The sequence below is a fragment of the Tessaracoccus luoxuelianae genome (assembly GCF_055326245.1).
The window spans coordinates 1-22356 of sequence record NZ_JBUZNO010000001.1 but is presented as its reverse complement, the minus strand read 5'-3'; the positions used below and the strand labels follow the sequence as shown (position 1 = coordinate 22356).

Annotated in this window: 13 protein-coding genes and 1 tRNA gene; 8 read left to right on the top strand and 6 right to left on the bottom strand. The window is 68.9% G+C overall.

The genetic code is table 11. The features are described 5' to 3' along the window. The first annotated feature begins 39 nt into the window (after positions 1-39). From ACZK39_RS00070 to dxs, 5 genes are all read left to right on the top strand, one after another. Positions 40-2031 (top strand): APC family permease, encoded by a 1992-nt coding sequence (locus ACZK39_RS00070; RefSeq protein ID WP_182782841.1) that lies wholly within the window; start codon positions 40-42, stop codon positions 2029-2031. Then, complete coding sequence (locus ACZK39_RS00065; RefSeq protein WP_463612197.1) at positions 2028-3182, top strand: class I SAM-dependent RNA methyltransferase; 1155 nt, start codon at positions 2028-2030, stop codon at positions 3180-3182. The genes ACZK39_RS00070 and ACZK39_RS00065 overlap by 4 nt, the downstream gene beginning before the upstream one ends. Before the next feature lie 86 nt (positions 3183-3268). Next, positions 3269-6088 carry an aconitate hydratase gene (locus ACZK39_RS00060; protein ID WP_182799744.1) on the top strand — a complete coding sequence of 940 codons (2820 nt, stop codon included), beginning with the start codon at positions 3269-3271 and terminating at the stop codon, positions 6086-6088. A gap of 112 nt (positions 6089-6200) precedes the next feature. Continuing rightward, positions 6201-6590 (top strand): hypothetical protein, encoded by a 390-nt coding sequence (locus ACZK39_RS00055; protein ID WP_182782838.1) that lies wholly within the window; start codon positions 6201-6203, stop codon positions 6588-6590. A gap of 47 nt (positions 6591-6637) precedes the next feature. Beyond that, the gene (gene dxs / locus ACZK39_RS00050) at positions 6638-8554 is read left to right on the top strand and encodes a 1-deoxy-D-xylulose-5-phosphate synthase (protein ID WP_182782837.1); all 1917 of its coding nucleotides are present in this window, start codon (positions 6638-6640) and stop codon (positions 8552-8554) included. On the opposite strand, the gene ACZK39_RS00045 is transcribed toward dxs, so the two are convergent. From ACZK39_RS00045 to ACZK39_RS00020, 6 genes are all read right to left on the bottom strand, one after another. Next, positions 8551-9756 carry an HRDC domain-containing protein gene (locus tag ACZK39_RS00045; protein WP_182782836.1) on the bottom strand — a complete coding sequence of 402 codons (1206 nt, stop codon included), beginning with the start codon at positions 9754-9756 and terminating at the stop codon, positions 8551-8553. The genes dxs and ACZK39_RS00045 overlap by 4 nt on opposite strands. Beyond that, positions 9753-10334 (bottom strand): DUF3000 domain-containing protein, encoded by a 582-nt coding sequence (locus ACZK39_RS00040; protein ID WP_459054358.1) that lies wholly within the window; start codon positions 10332-10334, stop codon positions 9753-9755. Before ACZK39_RS00040 ends, ACZK39_RS00045 begins: the two co-directional genes overlap by 4 nt. A 61-nt stretch (positions 10335-10395) precedes the next feature. Then, positions 10396-10812 (bottom strand): peptide-methionine (R)-S-oxide reductase MsrB, encoded by a 417-nt coding sequence (msrB, locus tag ACZK39_RS00035; RefSeq protein ID WP_182782835.1) that lies wholly within the window; start codon positions 10810-10812, stop codon positions 10396-10398. A gap of 29 nt (positions 10813-10841) precedes the next feature. Then, entirely contained in the window at positions 10842-11612 is a 771-nt protein-coding gene (locus ACZK39_RS00030) for a sirohydrochlorin chelatase (RefSeq protein ID WP_463612196.1), read from the bottom strand. 49 nt (positions 11613-11661) lie between these two features. Further along, a tRNA-Val gene (locus ACZK39_RS00025) sits at positions 11662-11733 on the bottom strand. A gap of 477 nt (positions 11734-12210) precedes the next feature. After that, positions 12211-12594: a hypothetical protein gene (locus tag ACZK39_RS00020; RefSeq protein ID WP_463612195.1), complete on the bottom strand. Its 384-nt coding sequence runs from the start codon at positions 12592-12594 to the stop codon at positions 12211-12213. A gap of 116 nt (positions 12595-12710) precedes the next feature. Here ACZK39_RS00020 and mobF point away from each other — a divergent pair, with 116 nt between their 5' ends. The 3 genes from mobF to ACZK39_RS00005 all read left to right on the top strand — a co-directional run. Beyond that, positions 12711-18407 (top strand): MobF family relaxase, encoded by a 5697-nt coding sequence (mobF, locus tag ACZK39_RS00015; protein ID WP_463612194.1) that lies wholly within the window; start codon positions 12711-12713, stop codon positions 18405-18407. Between the two features lie 103 nt (positions 18408-18510). Beyond that, positions 18511-18888: a TnpV protein gene (locus ACZK39_RS00010; RefSeq protein ID WP_463612193.1), complete on the top strand. Its 378-nt coding sequence runs from the start codon at positions 18511-18513 to the stop codon at positions 18886-18888. Positions 18889-18989: 101 nt separating this feature from the next. Beyond that, positions 18990-22356 (top strand): helicase-like domain-containing protein (locus ACZK39_RS00005; protein WP_527252174.1); only part of this gene is annotated, 3367 nt, incomplete at its 3' end.

Here is a 22356-nt window from a genome sequence, read left to right as displayed (position 1 = left end):
CGCAATGACTTTGGAGGACAAGAGGTCTACCGTAACCCCGTGAACGTGATGTCGGCGCTCAAGCGCATGGTGGTGGGGCGGCGTCTCACCAACGCCCAGATGGGGGAGACGCTCCTGCCCAAGAGGCTGGCCCTCCCCGTTTTCGCCTCCGATGCGCTCAGCTCTGTGGCCTATGCCCCGGATGAGATCCTGATCACGCTGTCCCTGGCGGGGATGGCCGGGTTCATGTTCTCCTGGCAGATCGGCGTGGCGGTGGCGGTCGTCGTGGCCATTGTGGTGATGTCCTACCGGCAGACGGTTCACGCCTACCCCAATGGAGGCGGTGACTACGAGGTCGCCACCGTGAATCTGGGCAGGTACGCGGGCCTGACTGTCGCGGCCTCGCTGCTGGTCGACTACGTGCTGACGGTCGCGGTGTCCGTGTCCGCCGGTGTCATCAACGCCAAGGCCATGGCTCCGTTCCTTGACGGCTACGAGGCGTGGACCGCTGTCGGAGTCATCTTCTTCCTGACCTTGATGAACCTCCGGGGGGTGCGAGAGTCCGGCGCCATGTTCGCCATCCCGAGCTACGTCTTCATGGGCTCCATGTTGCTCATGATCGGGATCGGGCTGTTCCGGATCCTGGTATTAGGGGAGGAGCTGGTGAGTGAGACCGGAGACCTCATCGTCGTAGCCCCCGAGGGTAGCGCGGAGTTCGCCGGGTGGGCCATGGTCGCCATCCTGGCGCGCTCGTTCTCGTCAGGTGCCGCGGCGCTGACCGGCGTGGAGGCCATCGCCAACGGTGTCCCGGCCTTCCGCAAGCCCAAGAGCACGAACGCCGCCAGTGTGCTCACCATGCTGGGGGTGTTGGCCATCACGATGCTCCTCGGCATCATCGTGCTCGCCAACCTCACGAGGGTGCACCTGATCGACGAACTGTCGGGCACCCACTACGTCAACGCCGCCGGCGAGACCATCCACAGCGCGGCGCACACCGTGACCGGCCAGTTGGCCCGTGTCGTGTTCATGGACTGGTTCGAGCCCGGGTTCTACATCGTGATCACCGCGACCATGCTGATTCTCTTCCTGGCCGCCAACACCGCTTTCAACGGCTTTCCGTCGCTGGCGTCGATCCTCGCCCGGGACGGCTTCCTCCCGCGCCAGCTGCACACCCGCGGGGACCGGCTGGCCTATTCCAACGGCATCGTCATGCTCGCTGTCGCGGCCGCAGTGCTCGTCCTCGCCTTCGACGCGTCGGTCACCGCGCTGATCCAGCTGTACGTGGTAGGTGTCTTCCTGTCCTTCACCGTCGGTCAGACGGGCCTGATCATCCACTGGACCCGCGCCCTCCGTGGGGAGCAGGACGTGAGCGCACGCAAGCGGATGGTCCGGGCTCGCATCATCAACACGGTCGGCGCCGCCGCCACTGGGATCGTCCTCATCATCGTGCTGATCTCCAAGTTCACGCACGGGGCGTACCTGGCGGTCGTCGCGATGGCCGTCCTGTTCGCACTCATGCTGACGATCTCCAACCACTACCGGGCTGTCGAGCAGGAGGTCGCGCTCAGGCCGGACTCGGATCGCGCCCTGCCGAGCCGGGTGCGTGGAGTGGTCCTGGTGCAGAGGGTCAACCTCCCGACCCTGCGTGCCATCGCCTTCGCCCGTGCTGCCCGCTCCACGACGCTGACGGCCGTCACCGTCGCCGTGGACGACGACGAGGTGGAACGGATCCTCGACGAGTGGGAGGCGGAGGACTTCGGCACCCCACTCAAGGTGATCGCCTCGCCGTACCGCGAGATCACCGGGCCGTTCATCAAGTACGTGAACGAGTTGCGCAGCGAGAACCCGCGCGACGTGGTCATCGTCTACATCCCCGAGTTCGTCGTGGGCCACTGGTGGGAGCAGTTGCTTCACAACCAGACGGCGCTGCTGATCCGTACCCGCCTGCACTTCATGCCTGGTGTCATGGTCACGAGCGTGCCGTATCAGTTGAAGTCGTCCGGCAAGGCGAAGGCGGCCGCCAACAAGGCCTCCGAGCCACGCAGGCGATGAGCGTTGAGGTGCGGCTCGAGCGGGTCGCGCACGGCGGGTACGTCGTCGGCCGCGCCGAGGGCAAGGTGTTGTTCGTCACCGGGGGGCTTCCGGGGGAGCGGGTAGTCGCGGAGATCACTGAGACGGGAAGACGGTTTGACCGGGCGCGAGTGACCCAGGTGCTTGAGGCCTCCGACGGCCGGGTTGAGCCGCCGTGCCCCATCGCCGAGCGATGCGGGGGGTGCGACTGGCAACACGCTGACCAACCCACCCAGTTGAAGCTGAAGACCGCCGTCGTGGCCGAACAGCTTCAGCGGCTGGCTGGAGTCGACTGGAACGGAACGGTCGAGGCGGTCCCCGGGGGGCTCACCGGCTGGCGCACGCGGGTGCGCTACGCCGTCGACGAGGCAGGCCGGGTGGGTTTCCGGGCACGGCGTTCGCATGAGATCGTCGCGCTGCCCGAGGGCGGCTGCCTGATAGCGGCGCCCGGGCCGACGGTGGCCGAACTCACGCTCCAGGCCCGCCCCGGAGGAGAGCTCGAGGTCACGGTAGGCGAGGATCGCACCGTCGTGACCGCCGTTGCCGGGGGGAGACGTGAGGCCACTGTGCGGCAACGCGTGCGGGGCCGAACCTACGAGGTGGCCCCCGGCGGATTCTGGCAGGTCCATCCACACAGCGCGGACACTCTCACTGGCGCGGTGCTGGAGGGTCTACGGCCGGAACCAGGAGATCGCGTGCTCGATCTCTACTGCGGGGTCGGGCTCTTCGCCGGCGCCCTCGTGGACGCCGGATGCATGGTGCTGGGGGCTGAGCTGTCACGCGAGGCGGTGCGTCTGGCCCGCCGCAACGTGCCGGAGGCCGACTTCGTCGCCGGCGCCCTTGAGCGGGGGCACCGCGACCTGCCCGAGTGGGCCGACCTCGTGGTGCTCGACCCGCCTCGAAAGGGGGCCGGCGCTGATGTAGTCCGCGCGATCGTCGATCGGGGACCACGAGCGGTGGCCTACGTCGCGTGCGACCCTGCCGCGCTCGCCAGGGACCTCGCCACTTTTGCCCAGCTCGGCTACGGATCGGTTGATATCAGGGCCTTCGACCTGTTCCCCATGACCCACCATGTGGAGTGCGTGGCGATCCTGCGCCCTCGGCCTGACGCCCCTGACCAACCCCTAGACTGACGGGGACCGGCGATGGCGCCGCGCATGCGTGAACCATGGTATCTTGATATCAAGACAGTTTGGCGAGTGCCAAGTTAAGGAGAAGGATGAGCGTCAACAGTTTCGGGGCCAAGGCGAGCCTCGACGTCAACGGCACCTCGTACGAGATCTTCCGGGTCGATGCGGTCCCGGGCTCGGAGAAGTTGCCCTTCAGCCTCAAGGTCCTCCTGGAGAATCTGTTGCGCACCGAGGACGGCGCCAACATCACCCGCGACGACATCGCGTTCCTGGGCGCCTGGGACCCGGCCGCTCAGCCCGATCATGAGATCCAGTTCACGCCCGCCCGCGTCATCATGCAGGACTTCACCGGCGTGCCATGCGTGGTGGACCTGGCCACCATGCGCGAGGCGGTCGCGGGGCTCGGTGGGGACCCGTCGAAGGTCAACCCCCTCTCGCCCGCAGAAATGGTCATCGACCACTCCGTCATCGCGGAGGTGTTCGGCATCGCCGGCGCCTTCGAGGCGAACGTGGACATCGAGTATCAGCGCAACCGCGAGCGCTACCAGTTCCTCCGGTGGGGCCAGAAGGCGTTCGACGACTTCAAGGTCGTGCCGCCTGGCACCGGCATTGTGCATCAGGTCAACATCGAGCACCTCGCGCGTGTGGTCTTCCCTCGCGTCGTGAACGGCGTCCTGCAGGCATACCCCGACACCTGCGTGGGCACGGACTCGCACACCACCATGGTCAACGGCCTGGGCGTCGTCGGGTGGGGCGTCGGCGGAATCGAGGCTGAGGCGGCCATGCTCGGGCAGAGCGTCTCGATGCTCCTCCCGCGGGTCGTGGGCTTCAAGCTCACCGGCAAGCTGAACGAGGGCACCACCGCGACAGACCTCGTCCTCACCATCACCGAAATGCTGCGTGAGCACAAGGTGGTGGGCAAGTTCGTCGAGTTCTACGGCGACGGCGTGGCGGCGGTGCCGCTGGCCAACCGCGCCACGATCGGCAACATGAGCCCCGAGTACGGCTCCACCATCGCCATCTTCCCGATCGACGAGCAGACGATCGCATACCTGAGGCTCACCGGACGCGACGAGCAGCAGATCGCCCTCGTGGAGTCCTACGCGAAGGCGCAGGGGCTGTGGCACGACCCGAGCGTCGAGCCGCAGTACTCCGAGTACATCGAGCTGGACCTCGCCACCGTTGTCCCCTCCATCGCAGGTCCGAAGCGTCCGCAGGACCGGATCCGTCTCGACGAGTCGAAGGCGGCCTTCCGCGAAGCGGTCGCAGGGTTCGTTGGAGCCCCGCATGACGCGGACGCCTACTCCGGCTACGACCGGGCCGTCGCGGCGACGATGGAGGCTTCCGACCCCACCGGAGTGAATCCGAGCAGCGTGGACGATTCGCCGGCCCCGTCGGACCCGGCACACCACACGATGCGCCCCCGCGTGCATGCCGCGGCACCGGTGACCCTGGCCGACGGGACCTCCTTCGAGCTGGATCACGGCGCCGTGACGATCGCCTCGATCACCTCCTGCACCAACACCTCCAACCCGAGCGTCATGATCGGCGCGGGCCTGGTGGCGAAGAAGGCGGTCGAACGCGGTCTCACCCGCAAGCCCTGGGTCAAGACGTCGCTGGCCCCCGGCTCGCAGGTGGTCACCGACTACTACGACCGCTCCGGGCTCACCAGCTACCTCGACGCCATCGGATTCAATCTGGTCGGCTACGGGTGCGTTACCTGCATCGGCAACTCCGGTCCGCTGATCCCGGAGGTCACCGACGCCGTCAATGCCCACGACCTGGCGGTCTCGGCGGTCCTCTCCGGAAACCGCAACTTCGAGGGCCGGATCAATCCCGACGTCAAGATGAACTACCTCGCCTCGCCGATGCTTGTCATCGTCTACGCGCTGGCAGGAACCATGGACATCGACCTGTTCAACGATCCGATCGGGCAGGATCCGGAGGGCAACGACGTCTTCATGCGCGACATCTGGCCCACCGAGGCCGAGATCGACGAAGTCATCAACGACTCGATCAGCGCGGAGATGTTCGTCACCCGCTACGCCGACGTGTTCGCCGGCGATGAGCGCTGGCGGTCGCTCCCCACCCCGGACGGCGAGACCTTCGAGTGGGATGCGGACTCCACCTATGTGCGGAAGGCGCCCTACTTCGACGACATGCCCGCAGAACCCACACCGGTCGAGGACGTGTCCGACGCCAGGGTGCTGCTCAAGCTGGGGGACTCTGTCACCACGGACCACATTTCGCCCGCGGGGAGCATCAAGGCGGACTCGCCGGCCGGCCGGTACCTGACCGAGCATGGGGTTGAGCGGAAAGACTTCAACTCCTATGGATCGCGCCGCGGCAATCACGAGGTCATGATTCGAGGCACGTTCGCCAACATCCGGCTGCGCAATCAGATTGCGCCGGACACCGAGGGCGGCTTCACGCGCGACTTCACGGTCGACGGGGGCCCGGTGACCACCGTCTACGACGCGTCGGTCAACTACGCCGCAGCGGGCATTCCGTTGGTGGTGCTGGCGGGCAAGGAGTACGGGTCCGGCTCGTCGCGTGACTGGGCGGCCAAGGGCACCGCACTGCTGGGCGTCCGGGTGGTGATCGCCGAGAGCTACGAGCGGATCCACCGCTCCAACCTGATCGGCATGGGCGTCCTCCCGCTCCAGTATCCGGAGGGCCAGACCGCCCAGACGCTGGGGTTGACGGGTGAGGAGTCCTTCTCCGTCTCGGGAGTCACGCAACTCAACGAGGGCTTCACGCCGAAGACCATGACGGTGAAGGCGGTCCGCCCGGACGGCACCGAGGTCGTCTTCGAGGCGGTCGTGCGCATCGACACGCCGGGGGAGCGCGGCTACTACGTCAACGGCGGCATCATGCAGTACGTGCTCCGAAATCTCGCCAGGAGCTGAGCCTGTCGTCGCGCAAACGAGGCGGTCCCCTTCGGGGGGTCGCCTCGTTTGCGTCTCCCTGGTCTGGTCGAGGTCTTTACTTCTGTCGGGGGCATGAGATTCAATAGAACACATGTTCGATGATGACGAAATGATCCGGGTCTATGTGCCGCCTGGGTGGCCGGGCACGGTGCGGCCGCCCGGTTCGCAGGGGTGGCTCGCCTCGGCCGAGGGCTATCTTCTGGATTGCTGCCCCGCGGAGTATCGGGGATACCAGCTGCTACGTCGGCATCCGGTGGTACTGGCACGCCTGGCGGGGGAGTTCGTCGCCTCGCAGCTGCTGGCCACCAGGACGGGCCTCACGGGCCTGCGTTCTTCCCTGGCCGGCGCTGTGGACTCATCCACCGCGGATCAGGCCGCAGCCCTCCTGCAGCAGGAGGAGGCACGGCTCACCCGGGTGGCCAGGGGAGTAGATCTGGTGGAACAGGCGCTCCGGGACGCGCGGTTCGTGCCCAGGCTGTAGCGGTTCGTAGCGGGGGTGCTCTGGTGTTAGGGCCTACTATTGTGCGCATGTCCTTGGTCGAATCGATCCAGAGCCCACGCGATCTTCGTGCGCTCTCCCGGCGGCAGCTCGTTCAGCTCGCCTCCGAGATCCGGTCCTTCCTCATCACGAAGGTGAGCCGGACGGGTGGCCACCTGGGGCCCAACCTCGGCGTCGTTGAGCTGACCATCGCCATCCATCGGGTGTTCGACTCGCCGTCGGACCCCGTCATCTTCGACACGGGCCACCAGAGCTACGTGCACAAGATCCTCACGGGCCGGGCGGCCGGGTTCGACACCTTGCGTCAGCGCGGCGGGCTGTCGGGCTACCCGGAGCCGGCCGAGTCCGAGCACGACTGGGTGGCCAATTCGCACGCGTCCACGGCCCTGTCGTGGGCCGAAGGTCTGGCGAAGGGATTCCGGCTCCGCGGCGAGCAGCGCACGGTGGTTGCCGTGGTGGGCGACGGCGCCCTCACCGGCGGCATGGCCTGGGAGGCGCTCAACAACATCGCGGCCACCCCCGGTCTCCGCCTCGTGGTGGTGGTCAACGACAACGGCCGTTCCTACACCCCAACGGTGGGCGGCCTCGCGAACCACCTCGCAGGGCTCCGCACGGACCAGCGCTACGAGAAGACGCTCAGCCTGATCAAGCGCACTGTGAACCGGATGCCGCTGGTGGGGCGTCCCGTCTATGACCTCATGCACGGCGTGAAGACCGGTATCAAGGACGTTGTCGCCCCGCAGTCGATGTTCTCGGACCTCGGGATCAAGTACATGGGCCCGCTCGACGGCCACGACATCACCTCCCTCACCAATCACCTTGAGCAGGCCCGCCACTTCGGGGGACCGGTTCTTGTCCACTGCGTCACCCGGAAGGGTCGCGGCTTCCAGGCTGCGGAGGAGCATGAGGAAGACAGGTTCCACGCCGTCGGCCGAATCAACGAGATCACCGGCGAGCCGCTGTCGGCCTCAGTGCAGGCCACCTGGACCGACGCCTTCGCCGAGGCGATGGTGCAGGTGGGTCAGCGTCGCCCCGACGTGGTGGCCGTCACAGCTGCGATGCTGTACCCCACGGGGCTCGGCCGGTTCGCCGCGGCCTTCCCGGACCGCACCTTCGACGTCGGCATCGCCGAGCAGCACGCCATCGTGTCAGCGGCCGGCATGGCGCGCTCCGGCCTGCACCCGGTGGTGGCGTTGTATGCCACGTTCCTCAACCGTGCCTTCGATCAGGTGCTCATGGACGCCTCGCTGCACGGTGTGGGCCTCACCATCGCCCTGGACAGGGCGGGTGTCACGGGGACGGACGGCCCGAGCCACAACGGGATGTGGGACATGAGCCTGATGGGCCTCGTGCCAGGGCTGCAGCTGGCGGCTCCGCGGGACCAGGCGCGGCTGGTGGCCGCCATTGACCGGGCCGTCGAGGTCGATGACGCCATCACGGTGGTGCGCTACTCCAAGGAGCGCCTCCCCGACGAGATCGCGGCTGTGGCCCATGTGGGCGAGGGACTGGCCCGCGTTGACATCCTCCGTCGAGCCGAGGGAGCCAGGGTGCTCATCGTCGGTTACGGCCAGTTCGCCGGGATGGGCCTGGGCGTGGCAGAGCGGCTGGGGGACCAGGGAGTGCCCGCCTCGGTTGCCGATCCGCTGTGGGCCCTGCCTGTCAGCCAGGATCTCGTCAGCCTCGCCGCCGGGCACGATCTCGTCGTGACCTTGGAGGACAACCTGGTGGAGGGTGGCGTCGGCCAGAAGCTCCGCTCAAGGCTCGCCGATACCGGCGCCGCCACGCGGGTCCTCACCTTCGGTATCCCGCAGCGCTTCCTTGCCCACGGATCACGCGACGAGGTGCTCGAGGAGATCGGACTGACGGCTGCCAAGACCTCCCTGCAGGTGTTGGGTGTGGTCCTGAGCGGATCAGAGCTGGAGGAGACTGCGGGGCGTCCGGCCTAGCTGTCGAGGGCCTCGGCTATCAGGGGCTCCAGGAAGTCCGCCTGCCAGGGCCTGGCACCCAGACCGATCAGCGCGTCCCGTGTCACGACGCTGTGCTCGAACAGCGCTCCGTGCAGTGCCGCAGGGGGAGCCACCAGACTCGGCTGTAGCCCGCCAAGGTCGCACGCCAACTCGTCGACGGCCGGACGCACCTTGGCCCACCGCTCGGCGGCCTCCGGGTTGATCCGGTCCCAGGTGCGGGGGTGGGGCACGCCGGTGTGCGGTCCGCGCCGGGGTGGGTAAAGGGCTTCCGGCATGGCCCTGACCTCATCCAGCGCCCCCATCCAGTTGGTGAGGAAGCGCTGCCCGGGCTGGGTGCTGAAGCCGGGGAGGGCCTGGGCCTGGGCGCGGGTGGGGACCGCCTCCCTGGCTCGGACGGCCAGTTCCAGGATTGCGGAGTCGTGCAGGATCCAGCCGGGAGGCCGGTCGCGTCGCTGCGCGATGGCGTCGCGCTCCAGCCACAAAGCTCGTGCCACGGCGTATTGCCGGGGCGTGCGAAGGGTGGTGATGCCGGTGAGGCGTCGCCATGGGTCCACCCTCGGTTCCGGCACCGCGGTGAACCGCGTGAGGGCGTCGTCGAATTCCTGGTGCGCCCAGGTGTCGCGGCCGGTGGCGCGGAGTTCATCGCCGAGGATGACGGCGAGTTCAAGCAGGTAGTCCACATCCAACGCTGCGTACGTCAGCCAGGAGTCGGGCAGCGGGCGCTTGGACCAGTTGTCCGCGGAGTGGGCCTTCCGGAGCCGCACCCCGAGTTCCGCGAGGAGGAGCGCGCCCAGGCTGGCACCCGGCTTCGCGAGGAGTCGTGCCGCCAGCTCGGTGTCGAAGAGCTGCGGGGGAATGATGCCGATCTCACGCATGCAGGGCAGGTCCTGGCTTGCGGCATGGATCAGCCAGGTGGCCTCGCCGCAGGCCTCAACCAGGCTGCTGAGGTCCGCCGGCCCGTCGTTCTCGAACGCGATGGGGTCGATCAGCCACGTGCCCGCTCCTTCCCGACGGATCTGGAGCAGATAGGCCTTCGGCCAGTAGCGGTGCCCGTGGGCGCGCTCTGTGTCGAACGCGACTGGACCCGTGCCGGCGCTCAGCGCGGCCAGGCACGCAGCGAGGGAGGGCGCGTCCGCGACCACGGGCCGGAGCGGTTCGCGGCTCTGCTCGACGTAGGTCACGAGCGCCGGCCCAGGGGCAGTGTGGCCACGCCGGGGGGAAGGGGCGGCTGGCCCGCCACCTGGCCCACGAGATCCTCCCATGCGGCAAGGTGGCTCGTCAGCGGGTGCCGGTCGTTCAGCGTGGGGGTCCAGGAACAGCGGAGCTCGACCTCGGCGCGGTCTTCGTCGGCCATCTCCCCGAAGCCCCTCCCGTAGGAAGCCGTGACCGTCCCGGCCAGCGCCTGCGCGAGGCAGCCGCGGCTCTCAACCGCCTCGGTGAACCACGACCATGCAACCTCGGGCAGCAGTGGATCGGTCACCATCTCCATCTCGACGTCGGCGCGGACGTAGGTGACGAGGCGGAAGGTTCCACCCCAGGACTCGTTCCCGGAGGGATCGTGCAGGAGGATGAGTCTCCCCGAGGCTAGGGGCTCGTCTGTGCCGGCGAGCTCGGCCTCGATGGCCACCGAGAAGGGCGCGATCCGCTGAGGGGACCCGATCTCGTCCGTGTTGAACCCGCGCCTCCAGGTCATGGACTCGAGCTCTCGCAGCGCCCGCGCGAACGGCTCCGGGGGGATGGGGGTCACGTTCGCTGGCACGGGTGACAGCCTAGGCCGGGGCGCATCCGATCCAGCGATGGCGCGCCGGGCGCGGGCCCGGCTAGGCGCGCCTGAGGCGCAGGCTGACCGAGTTGATGCAGTAGCGAAGGTCCGTGGGCGTCTCGTAGCCCTCGCCCTCGAAGACGTGGCCGAGGTGTCCGTCGCATGCGGCGCAGCGGACCTCCACCCGGGTCCGCCCGCGGATGGAATCGTCGCGCAGGTAGCGGACCCGTTCTTCGGCCAAGGGGGAGAAGAAGCTGGGCCATCCGCAGTGGGAGTGGAATTTCTCGGTGCTGCGGAAGAGCTCGGCGCCACACCCGCGGCACTCGTAGATGCCCTCATCCTCAGTGTCCGTGTATTCCCCTGTGTAGGCCATCTCGGTGCCGGCCTGGCGCAACACCTTGAACTCCAGCGGCGACAGCTCGGTGCGCCACTGGTCGTCGGTCTTGGACACGGGGGCGACGTAAGGCTCTGTCATGGATCGAGCTTAGGCACCCGAGTCAAGGCTCAGGAGTCGTCGCCGTCCAGGCCGTCGGGTAGGCGCGTTGGGGTCCCGTCGAGCAACTCCATGGCGCCGAAGGCGTAGCGCGCCAGGATGAGCTGGCAAAGGTGTGGGTTGTCCCCGATGGGGGCGGTGACGGCGACGGCGCCGGCCCGCAGCGCGGCCTGCGCGTGGGCGCGGTAGGCGGGCGTGGGAGTGAGATGGAGGCTGCCCACCGCGATGTGTCTCCGGCCCTGCATGCGCAGCGACTGGACGGCCGCAGCGGTTGCCGTTCCGTCTCCGTCCTCGACGGCGAGCTGGACAGGCAACCTGTGGTGGGCGGACCACTGCCGTGCCCTGCGTGCCAGAAGGGAGGAGCCACGCACGTCTCCACCACCCGGGGCGGTGAGGATGAGTCCGTCGATTTCCAGGGCGCCCCCTCGGTGAAGGGCCTCCCGCACCCGTTCGTCGAGGATGTTGAGCACCTCGCCCGCAGGGCCGACGGGGCGGCTCACCGCGAGGTGGATGTCCGAGGAGTGCGAGAAGGTGTCCAACTCCGGGGGGTGCGCAGCGGCCGAGACAAGATCCAGGGGCACCAGGACGGCCTCGGCCACATCGTCGGCAACCAGGGCCTTGATGACGTCCTCGAGCCTGGGGGAGACGCCGCCCAGCCTGGCGAGGTGGATGCGCAGGTCCGGCCGGGAGTCGCGGAGGGCCGCAGCAATGGAACGTAGCGCCTCCGACACCGGCACGTCGTCCGGGCCGTCAGCCACGAGCACGATTGCCGGCGCCGTCATCGACTCTCTCTCATCGGGCCACAGAGCATGGCGGTTCGAGGATCTAGAGTGGGCGATGGCGGTTTCGAACCGCCGACCTCTTCGGTGTGAACGAAGCGCGCTACCACTGCGCCAATCGCCCCTAGCGAAACGGGAGTCTAGTGGAATCCGCGGGAGAACGCGAACCGACGTCGGGTACTCGCTCCAATTGCCGGGTGATCGGATGGCGCAGCTCTCCTGGTTATCGCTTGACGTGGTCGGCCGCTCGAATTCGCCAAGCGCCACATAGACCCGCCGTCGGTCAGCGAGCCAACGACGATCATCCTCAGCGGCCAAGTGCCGCCGTTCCGCGGACCGCCCCAACCACGTCGTCATCACGACGCCGACGATCGTGCCGGTGACGCCGAAGCCGCCAGCGACCACGACGGCGAACAACTCAGGAGTCACAAGGCGAGACTATGCCGTCTGGTTGCCCTCCGAATGAATGCTTCTCCACTCACACTCAAAGGGCACCGTGCTCCAGCAGAAGGCCGGGTTGTTGCATCTGATGCAACATCACGCGTGGTTGGCGTGGGCCGCGGATCGGCTGGGGGTACGTTCGTGTTCGTGGGTCTGCGCGTCATGGTCCGGAGGTTTGCCGGCTCTTGCGTAGCCGGGCGGCGGACCATCCAACGAGCTCGGCGACGCCGCCGACGACCGCGTCGTAGACGATGCCTTTGAGGAGGTGTTCCCAGAGGTTGGCCCAGGCTTGAGCGTCTGTCTCGATGCAGTCTCGCCCCCACAGTGAGCAGTTCAGCGTCTGCTGGGCGGCTATCTGCGAGCCCACGATTCCGGAGCCGATCAGGGCGACCCATCCCAGGGCTTCGGTGCCCTTGCTGAGGTACTCGCGGGTGCCGCTTTCGCGTAGGAACGCTCCGACGAGGATGGCGATCCATGCCAGGACCTGGACGACCTGCGCTACGTCTGCGAGCAACTGGTAGTCGGCGCCCAGCTCGGGATTCATGCGATGAGTCTGCTCCTCCGGCGGCCGACACGCGCGTGATTCCCGGGCTCGGTCCCATGAGATTCAGCGGAGTTGGTTCACGCTGTGGCCGGGTCGGGTTCGGGTTGGTAGGGGGTGTGACGGCGTCTCTGCACAAGCTGACTGCCGGGTCGGGGTATGACTACCTGACCCGGCAGGTTGCTGTCCAGGATTCGACGGAGAAGGGGCACGCGTCGCTGACGAGCTACTACACGGAGAAGGGTGAAGTGCCCGGACGGTGGGTCGGCGCCGGCCTGGAAGCGTTGGAGATGCAGCCGGGTAGTGCGGTGTCGGAGGCGCAGATGCGTGCCTTGTTCGGGGCCGGGTTCCATCCGGACATGGAGGCCCGGCTGGCTGCTCTCCAGGCCGACGCGACGCCCGCGCAGATCCGCCGAGCGGCCCGCCTGGGGTCGCCGTTCCAGGTGCGGACGGCGGCCACGGTGTTCCAGCAGGAGGTCGCGATCCGGTGCAGTCAGTGGGCTGCGGCCAACGGGCTGGGCAGTGGTGGGACGGTGCCGGTGGATGTGCGGGCCGGTATCCGCAACGAGCTCGCCACTGCTGGTTTCGAGGCTTGGATGGGGAGGGCGCCGAGCGGGGTGGAGTTGTCGTCGGAGGTGGCGACGTTGACGAGGAACCCGACGATCGCGTGCGCCGGGTATGACGTGACGTTCACGCCGGTGAAGTCGGTGTCTGCCCTGTGGGCGGTGGCGCCGCAGCAGGTGGCGGCGCAGATCGAGGAGGCTCACAACGCGGCTGTCGCGGACGCGCTGCGGTATCTGGAGGAGCGGGTCCTGTTCTCGAGGCGTGGGCATGGTGGGGTGCGGCAGGTCGAGGTCACCGGCCTGATCGCGGCGGCGTTCACGCATCGGGATTCGCGGGCGGGGGATCCGAATCTTCACACCCATGTCGCTGTCGCGAACAAGGTCCAGACCTTGGATGGGGCGTGGTTGGCGGTCGACGGCCGACCGTTGCATGCGGGGATGGTGAGCATCTCGGAGGTGTACAACACGGCTCTGGAGGCCCATCTGGTGGCCCGTCTCGGGGTCCGGTTCGCGGTCGACACGGCGCGTGATGCGGGTAAGCGGGTGGTGCGGGAGATCTTGGGTGTGCCGGCCCGGTTGCGGGAGGCGTGGTCGAGCCGGCGGGCGGCGATCGAGGCCCGTCAGGCGGAGTTGGCAGTCGACTTCCAGCACGCGCATGGCCGGCCGCCGACGCCGGCCGAGGCGATCGCGTTGGCGCAGCAGGCCACGCTGGAGACCCGGCAGGCCAAGCACGAACCCCGCTCCCTGGCCGAGCAGCGCACCACCTGGGCGACCCAAGCGGCTGCCGTCCTCGGCGGCGACGGGGTGGCCCGGATGCTCACCGACGTGACCGCCGCCGGCCACCAGTCGGGGCCTCCGGTCACCACGGAATGGGTCGACTCTGTGGCCGGCGAGATGGTGGCCCGGATGGGTCTGTCGCGGGCGTCGTGGACGGTGTGGCACCTGCAGGCCGAGGCGTCACGTCGTGCCCGGGAACGCGCCACCACCCCGCGGCAGGCGGAGGAGTTGACCGCCGCGCTGCTGGCGGCCGCGACCGCCAGGTGTCTGCCGGTGGCCGGCTGGACCGATCCGGTCAGTGATCCGCAGCTGCTGCGCCGCAGTGATGGGGAGAGTGTCTACAGCACCGTCGGGGGTCGCCGGTTCACCTCCACCGCCGTGATTGAAGCGGAGGAGACGATCACCGCGGCCGCCGGCAGGACGGATGGGCGGCGGGTCGAGGAGGTCGACGTCACGGTGGCGCTGCTGGCCTCCACCGCCGGCGGTGTTGCGTTGAACGCGGGGCAGATCCAGCTGGTGCGGCAAATGGCGACCAGCGGTTGCCGGGTGCAGGGGGGGTTGGCAGCGGCCGGGTCAGGCAAGACCACAGCGTTGGCGGTGTTGGCCGGCGCGTGGCGGGAAAGCGGCGGCACCGTGCTGGGTCTGGCGCCCTCCGCAGTCGCGGCCGGGGTGCTGGGGGAGCAGGTCGGAGCCTCGGCGACGCTGGCGAAGATCGCCCACGACCTCCACCACAGCCCAGCGGGCGTTGAGGCTCTGATCGGTGCGGAGACGTTGGTGATCGTCGACGAGGCCGGGATGGCCGATACCCCCACCCTGGCAGTGGTGGTCGGGTTCGCGATGGGGCGGGGGGCGTCGGTGCGGCTGATCGGTGATGATCAGCAGCTCGCCGCGGTCGGCGCCGGCGGCGTGCTGCGCGACATCACCGAGACCCACGGCGCGGTACAGCTGACCGAGGTGATGCGCTTCATTGACCCCGCAGAAGCAGCAGCATCGCTGGCGCTGCGGGAGGGCCGGCTCGAGGCGCTGGGCTTCTACCTCGACCAGGGACGGATCCATGCCGGCTCCGAGGAGACCGTGCTGCGTGACGCGCTGGCCGGCTGGCTCCACGATCGTGGAGCGGGGCTCGACAGCGTGATGCTGGCCGGCACCCGAGAAAGCGTCGCCCAACTCAACCGGTGGGCCCGCGACCACCGCCTCACCGACACCCCCGACGACACGCCGCCGGCGGTGGTGGTGGGGTTGTCGGATGGGAACGTGGCATCGGTAGGGGATGTGATCGTGACCCGGATGAACGACCGCCGTATCCCGATCAGCGCGACGGATTGGGTGAAGAACGGCGACCGGTGGACCGTCACCGGCGTCGACCCGGCCGGCGCACTCCGAGCAGTCCACCGCAGCACCGGGCTGCGGGTCGTGCTGCCGCCGGCGTATGTGTTGGAGCATGTGGAGTTGGGGTACGCGGTGACGGTGCACTGCGCTCAGGGGGTCACGGTCGACACCACCCACACGGTGCTGACCGGGACGGAGAGCAGGCAGCAGTTGTATGTGGCGATGAGCCGCGGCCGCCGCTCGAACGAGGCGTATGTGCAGGTCGTCGACGGGGGAGAGGAGAATGCCCCGATCCATCCCGCGACGCTGCGGCCGGTCACCGCCGGCGACGTCCTCGAGCAGGTCCTGGCCCGGGACGGATCCTCCCGATCGGTGACCACCGAAGCCCGCCACGCCACCGATCCGTACACGAGGCTGGGGCTCGCGGCCGCCCGCTACACCGACGCGGTCACGGTGGCCATCGAGCAGCTGCACGCCGACGCCGCCACCGAGTTGGATGAGCATGCCGACCAGGTGGTGGAGCAATTGACGTCCTGCCCGGCGTGGCCGACGCTGCGGTCCCATCTCCTGCACGCGGCCGCCGACAGCGCCGCTACGCCGCTGGAAGTTCTGCGGGCGGCGGTCGATGCCCGTGAGCTGGGGACGGCTGCGGATCCGGCGGCGGTGCTGACCTGGCGACTCCCCGACCCCGCAGGGGTGGGGCCGTTGCCGTGGCTCCCCGCCATCCCCTCCGCCCTCACCGCGCATCCGCAGTGGGGACCGTATCTGGCGGCGCGCCACCACCTGGTGGAGGACTTCGCTGTCGAGGTCCGTGACGCTGCGACGGTGGTGTCGCGGCCGGTGTGGGCGCTGCCCGGGCAGACGTTGACGGCGTCGAGTGTGGGGGAGGTGGAGGTGTGGCGGGCGGCGTGGCAGGTCGACCGCGCAGACCGGCGCCCCACCGGCCCCGCGCAGCTCGGTGCCGCGGCGCACCGCTGGCAGCAGCGTCTCCTGGATCGGTTGCGGCCTGCGCATCCGGTGGGGGTGTGGACCGATCTGCTGCGCGACATCCGCCACGACTTGCCGCGCGACCCCTACGCGGTCGTCCTGGCGCACCGCCTCGCCTCGCTCCATCAGGCCGGGGTGCCCGTCACCGAGCACCTCGCCGCAGCCGTGGCCGACGGGCCACTGCCCGCGGAACAGCCAGCGGCCGCGTTGTGGTGGCGACTGGCCCGCCACCTCGCCGCCGCCGACGGCCCCACCCTCCCCGCCTGGGAATCGGATCTGGTTGATCGGCTCGGGTATGAGGCGGCGGCGGAGTTGGAGGCCAGCCCCTGGTGGCCCCACCTGGCCGCCGCGATCACCCACGCCACCGACCACGGACACCACCTCGACAATCTGATCACCCCGACGGTGGATGTGTCCGGGTTCGATGATGCATGTCAGGCCATGCTGTGGCGCACACACCACCTCACCACCCCGCCTCCCGACGAGGTGGAGGAGCCGCCGCATCCCGACGAGCTGCCGCCTGAGGGAATCGAGGACATCGACTGGTCCACCCGCACCGCCGACCTCGCCAAGGCGGCGAGTTTGCGGGAGCGTACCGATCCGGACTTCACCGAGGTCGAGCTGCGGCAGGGGTTCGCGGCCGCCGACCGCTGGGCCGAGACCCCCCACACCCCGCAGCGCCTCGCCCAGGTCACCGAGGCGGCGGCCGGGTTCTTCGAGGCCCAGCTGCCCGGCTCATGGAGCCAGCACTACTTCAGGGAGCGGTTCGGGGAGGATCTTGCCGGCGACCCCCGGTTCAGGGTCGGGCACGCGCCCGCGGGCTGGACCTCCCTGGTCAGTGCGCTGCGGAAGCAAGGATTCGACACCGCCGAGTTGCTCGCGGCGGGGGTGGCCACCACCACCCGGCAGGGCACGGTGATCGACCGCTTCCGCGACCGCGCCATCCTCCCCATCACCCATGAAGGCGTCATCGTCGGGTTCGTCGGCCGCCGGCACCCCGACGCCGGCGACGACCACGGCCCGAAATACTTGAACAGCCCCGCCAGCGCGCTGTTTGCGAAACGAGACGTCCTCTACGGCCACCACCTCCTCCATGGCACCGCCACGCCGGTGATTGTGGAGGGGCCGATGGACGCGATCGCGGTCACCCTCGCCGGCCACGGGGCCTTCGTCGGCGTCGCACCGCTGGGAACCGCGCTGACCCCGGAGCAGACGCTGCTGCTGCGCGACGGACCCACCCAGCTGCTCGCCACAGACGCTGACAATGCCGGCCACGTCGCCGCCGAGAACACCTTCTGGCTCCTCGCGCAGCACCGCTTCGACCCACGCCGCCTGCTCCTCCCCGCCGGTGGTGACCCAGCACAGCTACTCCAACAGCACGGCCGCGACGCCCTCCACGACGCTCTGGTCACGGCCACCACGGTGCAGGGGGAGGTGATGATCCGTGACCGGGTCACGTTCCTCCACCCCGCCGAGGCTGGCCGGCAGGTCGCCGAGATCCTCGCCGCCCGCCCCCCAGCCACCTGGAAGCAGCACCAGGCGATGGTGCCGGAGGAGCAGACCCGACACCTGGTGACGCGGATCAACGCCTGGACCATCACCCCGGCCGCGGCCGCCGACCACGCACGCGAACAGACCAGGCAGATGCGCCGCCGCCTCGACCAGCCCCCAGCCGACCGCTGGCAGTCCTGGGCCGACCTGACCGGCCTGGGTGGGGTGGGGGAGTGGCCGCATCTCGCCGCCGGGCTCGACGAACTTCACCACGCCGGCGCCGACATACCGCTGTTGGCGAGGCGGCTGGCGAGGGTGCCGGCCGCAGTGGCGGCCGCGACCCTGGCACACCACGAGCCGGGGGCTGCGGTGGAGGTCGACTGGCGTCCCTGGGCTCAAGCGGTGAACCCGACCCTGCTGGGTGAAGGGTGGGGGAGTGTGCAGGCGGATCTGACCAGGTTGCAGGCCGCCGGCACCGACCTCACCGCCCTGGCTCGGAGGCTGGCGGGTCGCGACCCGGAGAAGGTGGTAGCGGGGCTGCGGAACGTGCTGCGCAACCTCGCCAGCCAGAGGCCCGCCGGTTCGAAGGTGTCGGAGGGGCCCGAGATGATGACGCTACAAGGATTGTGGAGAGGGGTGGGTCGCGATGATGGTTCACGCGGTGTGTGACCTGAGTTGGGGTTCTTCGAAGGCATGGCGTCTAGAAGTCGATCCCGTTTTGTCCAGCCCTCGCTTGAGGAGTTGTGGCTCAGCGCAGATGAGGAGTCCGTTGATGAATCAGTACGGCCGGTTCGCGGAGCAGTCGTGGCAGATGCTGGCCCCGGCCAGGTACGCGGCGTTGGAGGATCCCAACCACTTCTTCTCGACGTTGGGGCAGGAGGCCCAGACGCGGGTGGTGTGGCTGGCCGAGCAGATGCAGGGCCCCGACCCGACCGGCGAAACCTATTGGGAGAAGGTGGGTCGGCTCAACGCGATCCGGATGCAGGCCGAGGAGATCGTCCGGGCCGAGATGCTGACCCCGGAACCGGAAACCCTGGAAGAAGACGACGAGAACGCGGGCTTCGACCCGCAGACCTCTTCGATCCTGCAGCTGCTGATGGAGGCCCACCACGCGATCCACGACAAGACGGGCCTGATCGAGGACCAGTAACCCCCACCCCACCAGCGACCGCAGCCGGCGCGGCAGCCGGGCCGGTGGTGGGGGTGGGGTTTCGGGTTGGGGGGCAGGACGGTTTGGCGCCGTCGGGGGCGGTGGCCAGGTTCGATGCCAACGTGGCCGCGATCCGCGTCCTGCGCCGGGTGCAGGCCGAGGGCCGGCCTGCGACGCCAGGGGAGCAGGAGGTGTTGGCCCGGTGGGGGTCGTGGGGGGCGCAGGGCCTGTCGCAGATCTTCGACGAGTCCCGACCGGATCATGCGCAGCGGCGCCAGATGTTGCGGGAGTTGCTGGACCCGGCCGCCTACGATGCGGCGCGCCGCACCACGATCAACGCGCACTACACGCATGTGGAGTATGCCCGAGCGATCTGGGACACGCTGATCGAGCTCGGCGCCCCCACCACTGGGGGGCGGGTGTTGGAGCCGGGCTGCGGGGCGGGGGTGTTCATCGGGACCGCCCCCGGGGCGGTGTCGATGATGGGCGTCGAGCTGGACCCGACCACCGCCGCCATCGCCGCCCTGCTGTATCCAGCGGCGCGGATTCGTGCCGAGTCGTTTGCCGTGACCCGCCTGCCGGGCGGGTACTTCGACGCGGTGGTCGGGAACGTGCCGTTTGCTGATGTCCGGCTCCATGACCCGTTGCACAACCCGCACCACTACGTGATGCACAACCATTTCTTGTCCAAGTCGGTGCAGTTGACCCGCCCCGGCGGTTTGGTGGCGGTGTTGACCAGCCACTACACCCTCGACTCGCGTGACCCGGCGCATCGCCGCGACCTGCACCACCTGGCTGACCTGGTCGGCGTCATCCGGCTCCCCAGCGGTGCCCACACTGCGGCCGCCGGCACCGAGGCCGTCACCGACCTGCTGATCCTCCGCCGCCGCGTCGAAGGGGAGGCTCCGGGGGAGGATGACTGGGTCTTCACCGACCCGGTCACCCTCCCCGGACCCCACGGCACCGAGGAGACTCTCCACGTCAACCGTCGCCTGACCAGCAACCCGTCGCTGGTGCTCGGCCAGCCGGAGTGTCGGGTCGGGATGCACGGTGTGGCGGGCCTCCACATCACCCCCACCCCCGACATCGACACCAGTGAGGCCCTCCGCGCGGCCCTGGCGGGGATCACCCGGCAGGCGCGGGAGAGGGGGTGGACGTTCACCCCTGCCACCGGCGACTCGCCTGTGGTGGTGGGGGAGGGGGTGGCTGAGCGGGATGGGCATCTGAGCGCGCACCCTGATGGCCGGTTCACCGTGGTGGCGGAGGGCGTGAATGTGGCGGTGGAGGTCCCGGTCAGGCAACACGTGGAGGTGCTGGCCCTGCTCGAGTTGCGGGACCAGGCCCGAGGCGTGATCGCGGGCGAGACCACCGCCGCCGATGGTGATTCCGGGTTGGAGGAGGACCGGAGAAGGCTGCTGCGGTCGTGGGAACGCTACGTCGAGACGTTTGGGCCGATCAACCGGTTCACGTTGACGCAGCCGAAAGACCCGACCCGCAGACCGGCGCGGTTGATTCCGGCGGCGGTGCGGCTGGTGACCCGCCTCGACCCCTACGGTCCGCTGGTCGCGGCCCTGGAACGCTTCGACGACGACACCGGCCTGGCTCTGCCCGCGGGTTTGCTGACCGCCCGGCAGATCGTGCCCCGGGAACCCGTCACCTTGGCCGAGACACCTTCGGATGCTGTCAGTGTCAGCCTGGACACCCTCGGTCGCGTCGACCTGCCCACCATCGCCGCCCTGCTGGGCTGCGACCAGACCCAGGCACGACAACGGATTGATGATCTGGTGTTCGAGACCCCCACCCGCGAGGGTGACAGCAGCGGTGTGGTGTTGCGGGCCGAGTACCTCTCCGGCAACGTCCGCGACAAGCTCGACCTCGCCCGGCAGGCGGCCGCCGTCGATCCCCGCTGGCATCACAACGTGACCGCGCTGCGGGCCGTGCTGCCCCCCGATCTGGGGCCAGGTGACATCGCCGCCGCGCTGGGGGCGGTGTGGATCCCGGCCGAGGATCACACCTTGTTCATGCGTGAAATCCTCCAGGATCGGCAGGCGAAGGTGACTCATATTCATGGCTCCGAGTGGGTGGTCGAGGGCAACAAGTGGTCGATGTCGGCCACCCACGATTGGGGGACCCGCCGGCTGACTGCCCCCGAACTGATCCAACGTCTCCTGACCCAGACGCAGATCCTGGTCAAGGACTCCCACACCGACCGTGACGGCCGCAAGATCGACACGTTGAACGCCACCGAAACCGAGGCCGCGCAGGAGAAAGCCCGCCTGCTGGCGCAGCGGTTCGCCGGGTGGGTGTGGGAGGACCCCGAGCGTGGTGCGCGGCTGCAGGCCGAGTACAACCGCCGGTTCAACTCGATCGTGCTGCGCGACTACAGCGCCGAAGGTCAACAGCTGACGTTCCCCGGTTTGGTGAACTCGTTCACCCCGCGGCCGCACCAGCGGGCGGCGGTCGCGAGGATGCTCAACGAGCCATCCGTGGGCCTGTTCCACGTCGTCGGCGCCGGGAAGACCGCGGAGATGATCATCGGCGCCACCGAACTCAAACGCCTCCAGATGATCCGGAAACCCGCGATCGTGGTGCCCAACAACCTGCTGGCGCAGTTCACCCGCGACTGGATGCAGCTCTACCCCCACGCCACCGTCCTGGCCGCCGGCGCCGATGAGGTCACCGCCGACAAACGCCGCGCGTTCGTCGCCCGCGTCGCCGCCAACGACTGGGACGCGGTCATCCTCACCCGCACCGCCTTCCAAGCCATCTCCCTGGACCCGCGCCGGGAACTGGACTACCTCACCGAACAGACCCGCGACATCCGTGCCGCCCTGACCCGGCTCGCTGACGCCGGGGGCCGCGCCGAGTCCCGCGTCAAGGCCATCGAGAAGCAGATCCTGCGCGCCGAAGAGAAACTCAAAGCCAAACTCGACCAGCCCCGCGACCCCGGGATCAGCTTCGAAGAAACCGGCATCGACTACCTGGTCATCGACGAACTCCACGACTACAAGAACCTGCGCGTCGCCTCGAACATCCCCGGCGCCTCCATCGACGGCTCACAACGGTCCCAGGACCTCGACGCGAAACTGTGGTTCCTGCGTGAGCGCTACGGGCATCGGGTGATGACCGGCGCCACCGCCACCCCGATCGCGAACTCCGTCACCGAGATGTACGTCATGCAGCACTACCTCGCCCCCCACCTCCTCACCGACGCCGGGATCAACGACTTCGACTCCTGGGCCGCGACCTTCGGGGAAGTGGTCACCGGCTTCGAAACCAACATCACCGGCGACAAGTTCCAACTCCGCGCCAGATTCGCCCGCTTCACCAACGTTCCCGAACTGCTCACCATGTTCCACTCCTTCGGCGACGTGAAAACCGCCGCCGACCTCAACTTGCCCGTCCCCACCATCACCCCCCGCCACGACGGCACCCCCCTCCCGCAACTGCTCACCGTCGCGAAGTCCG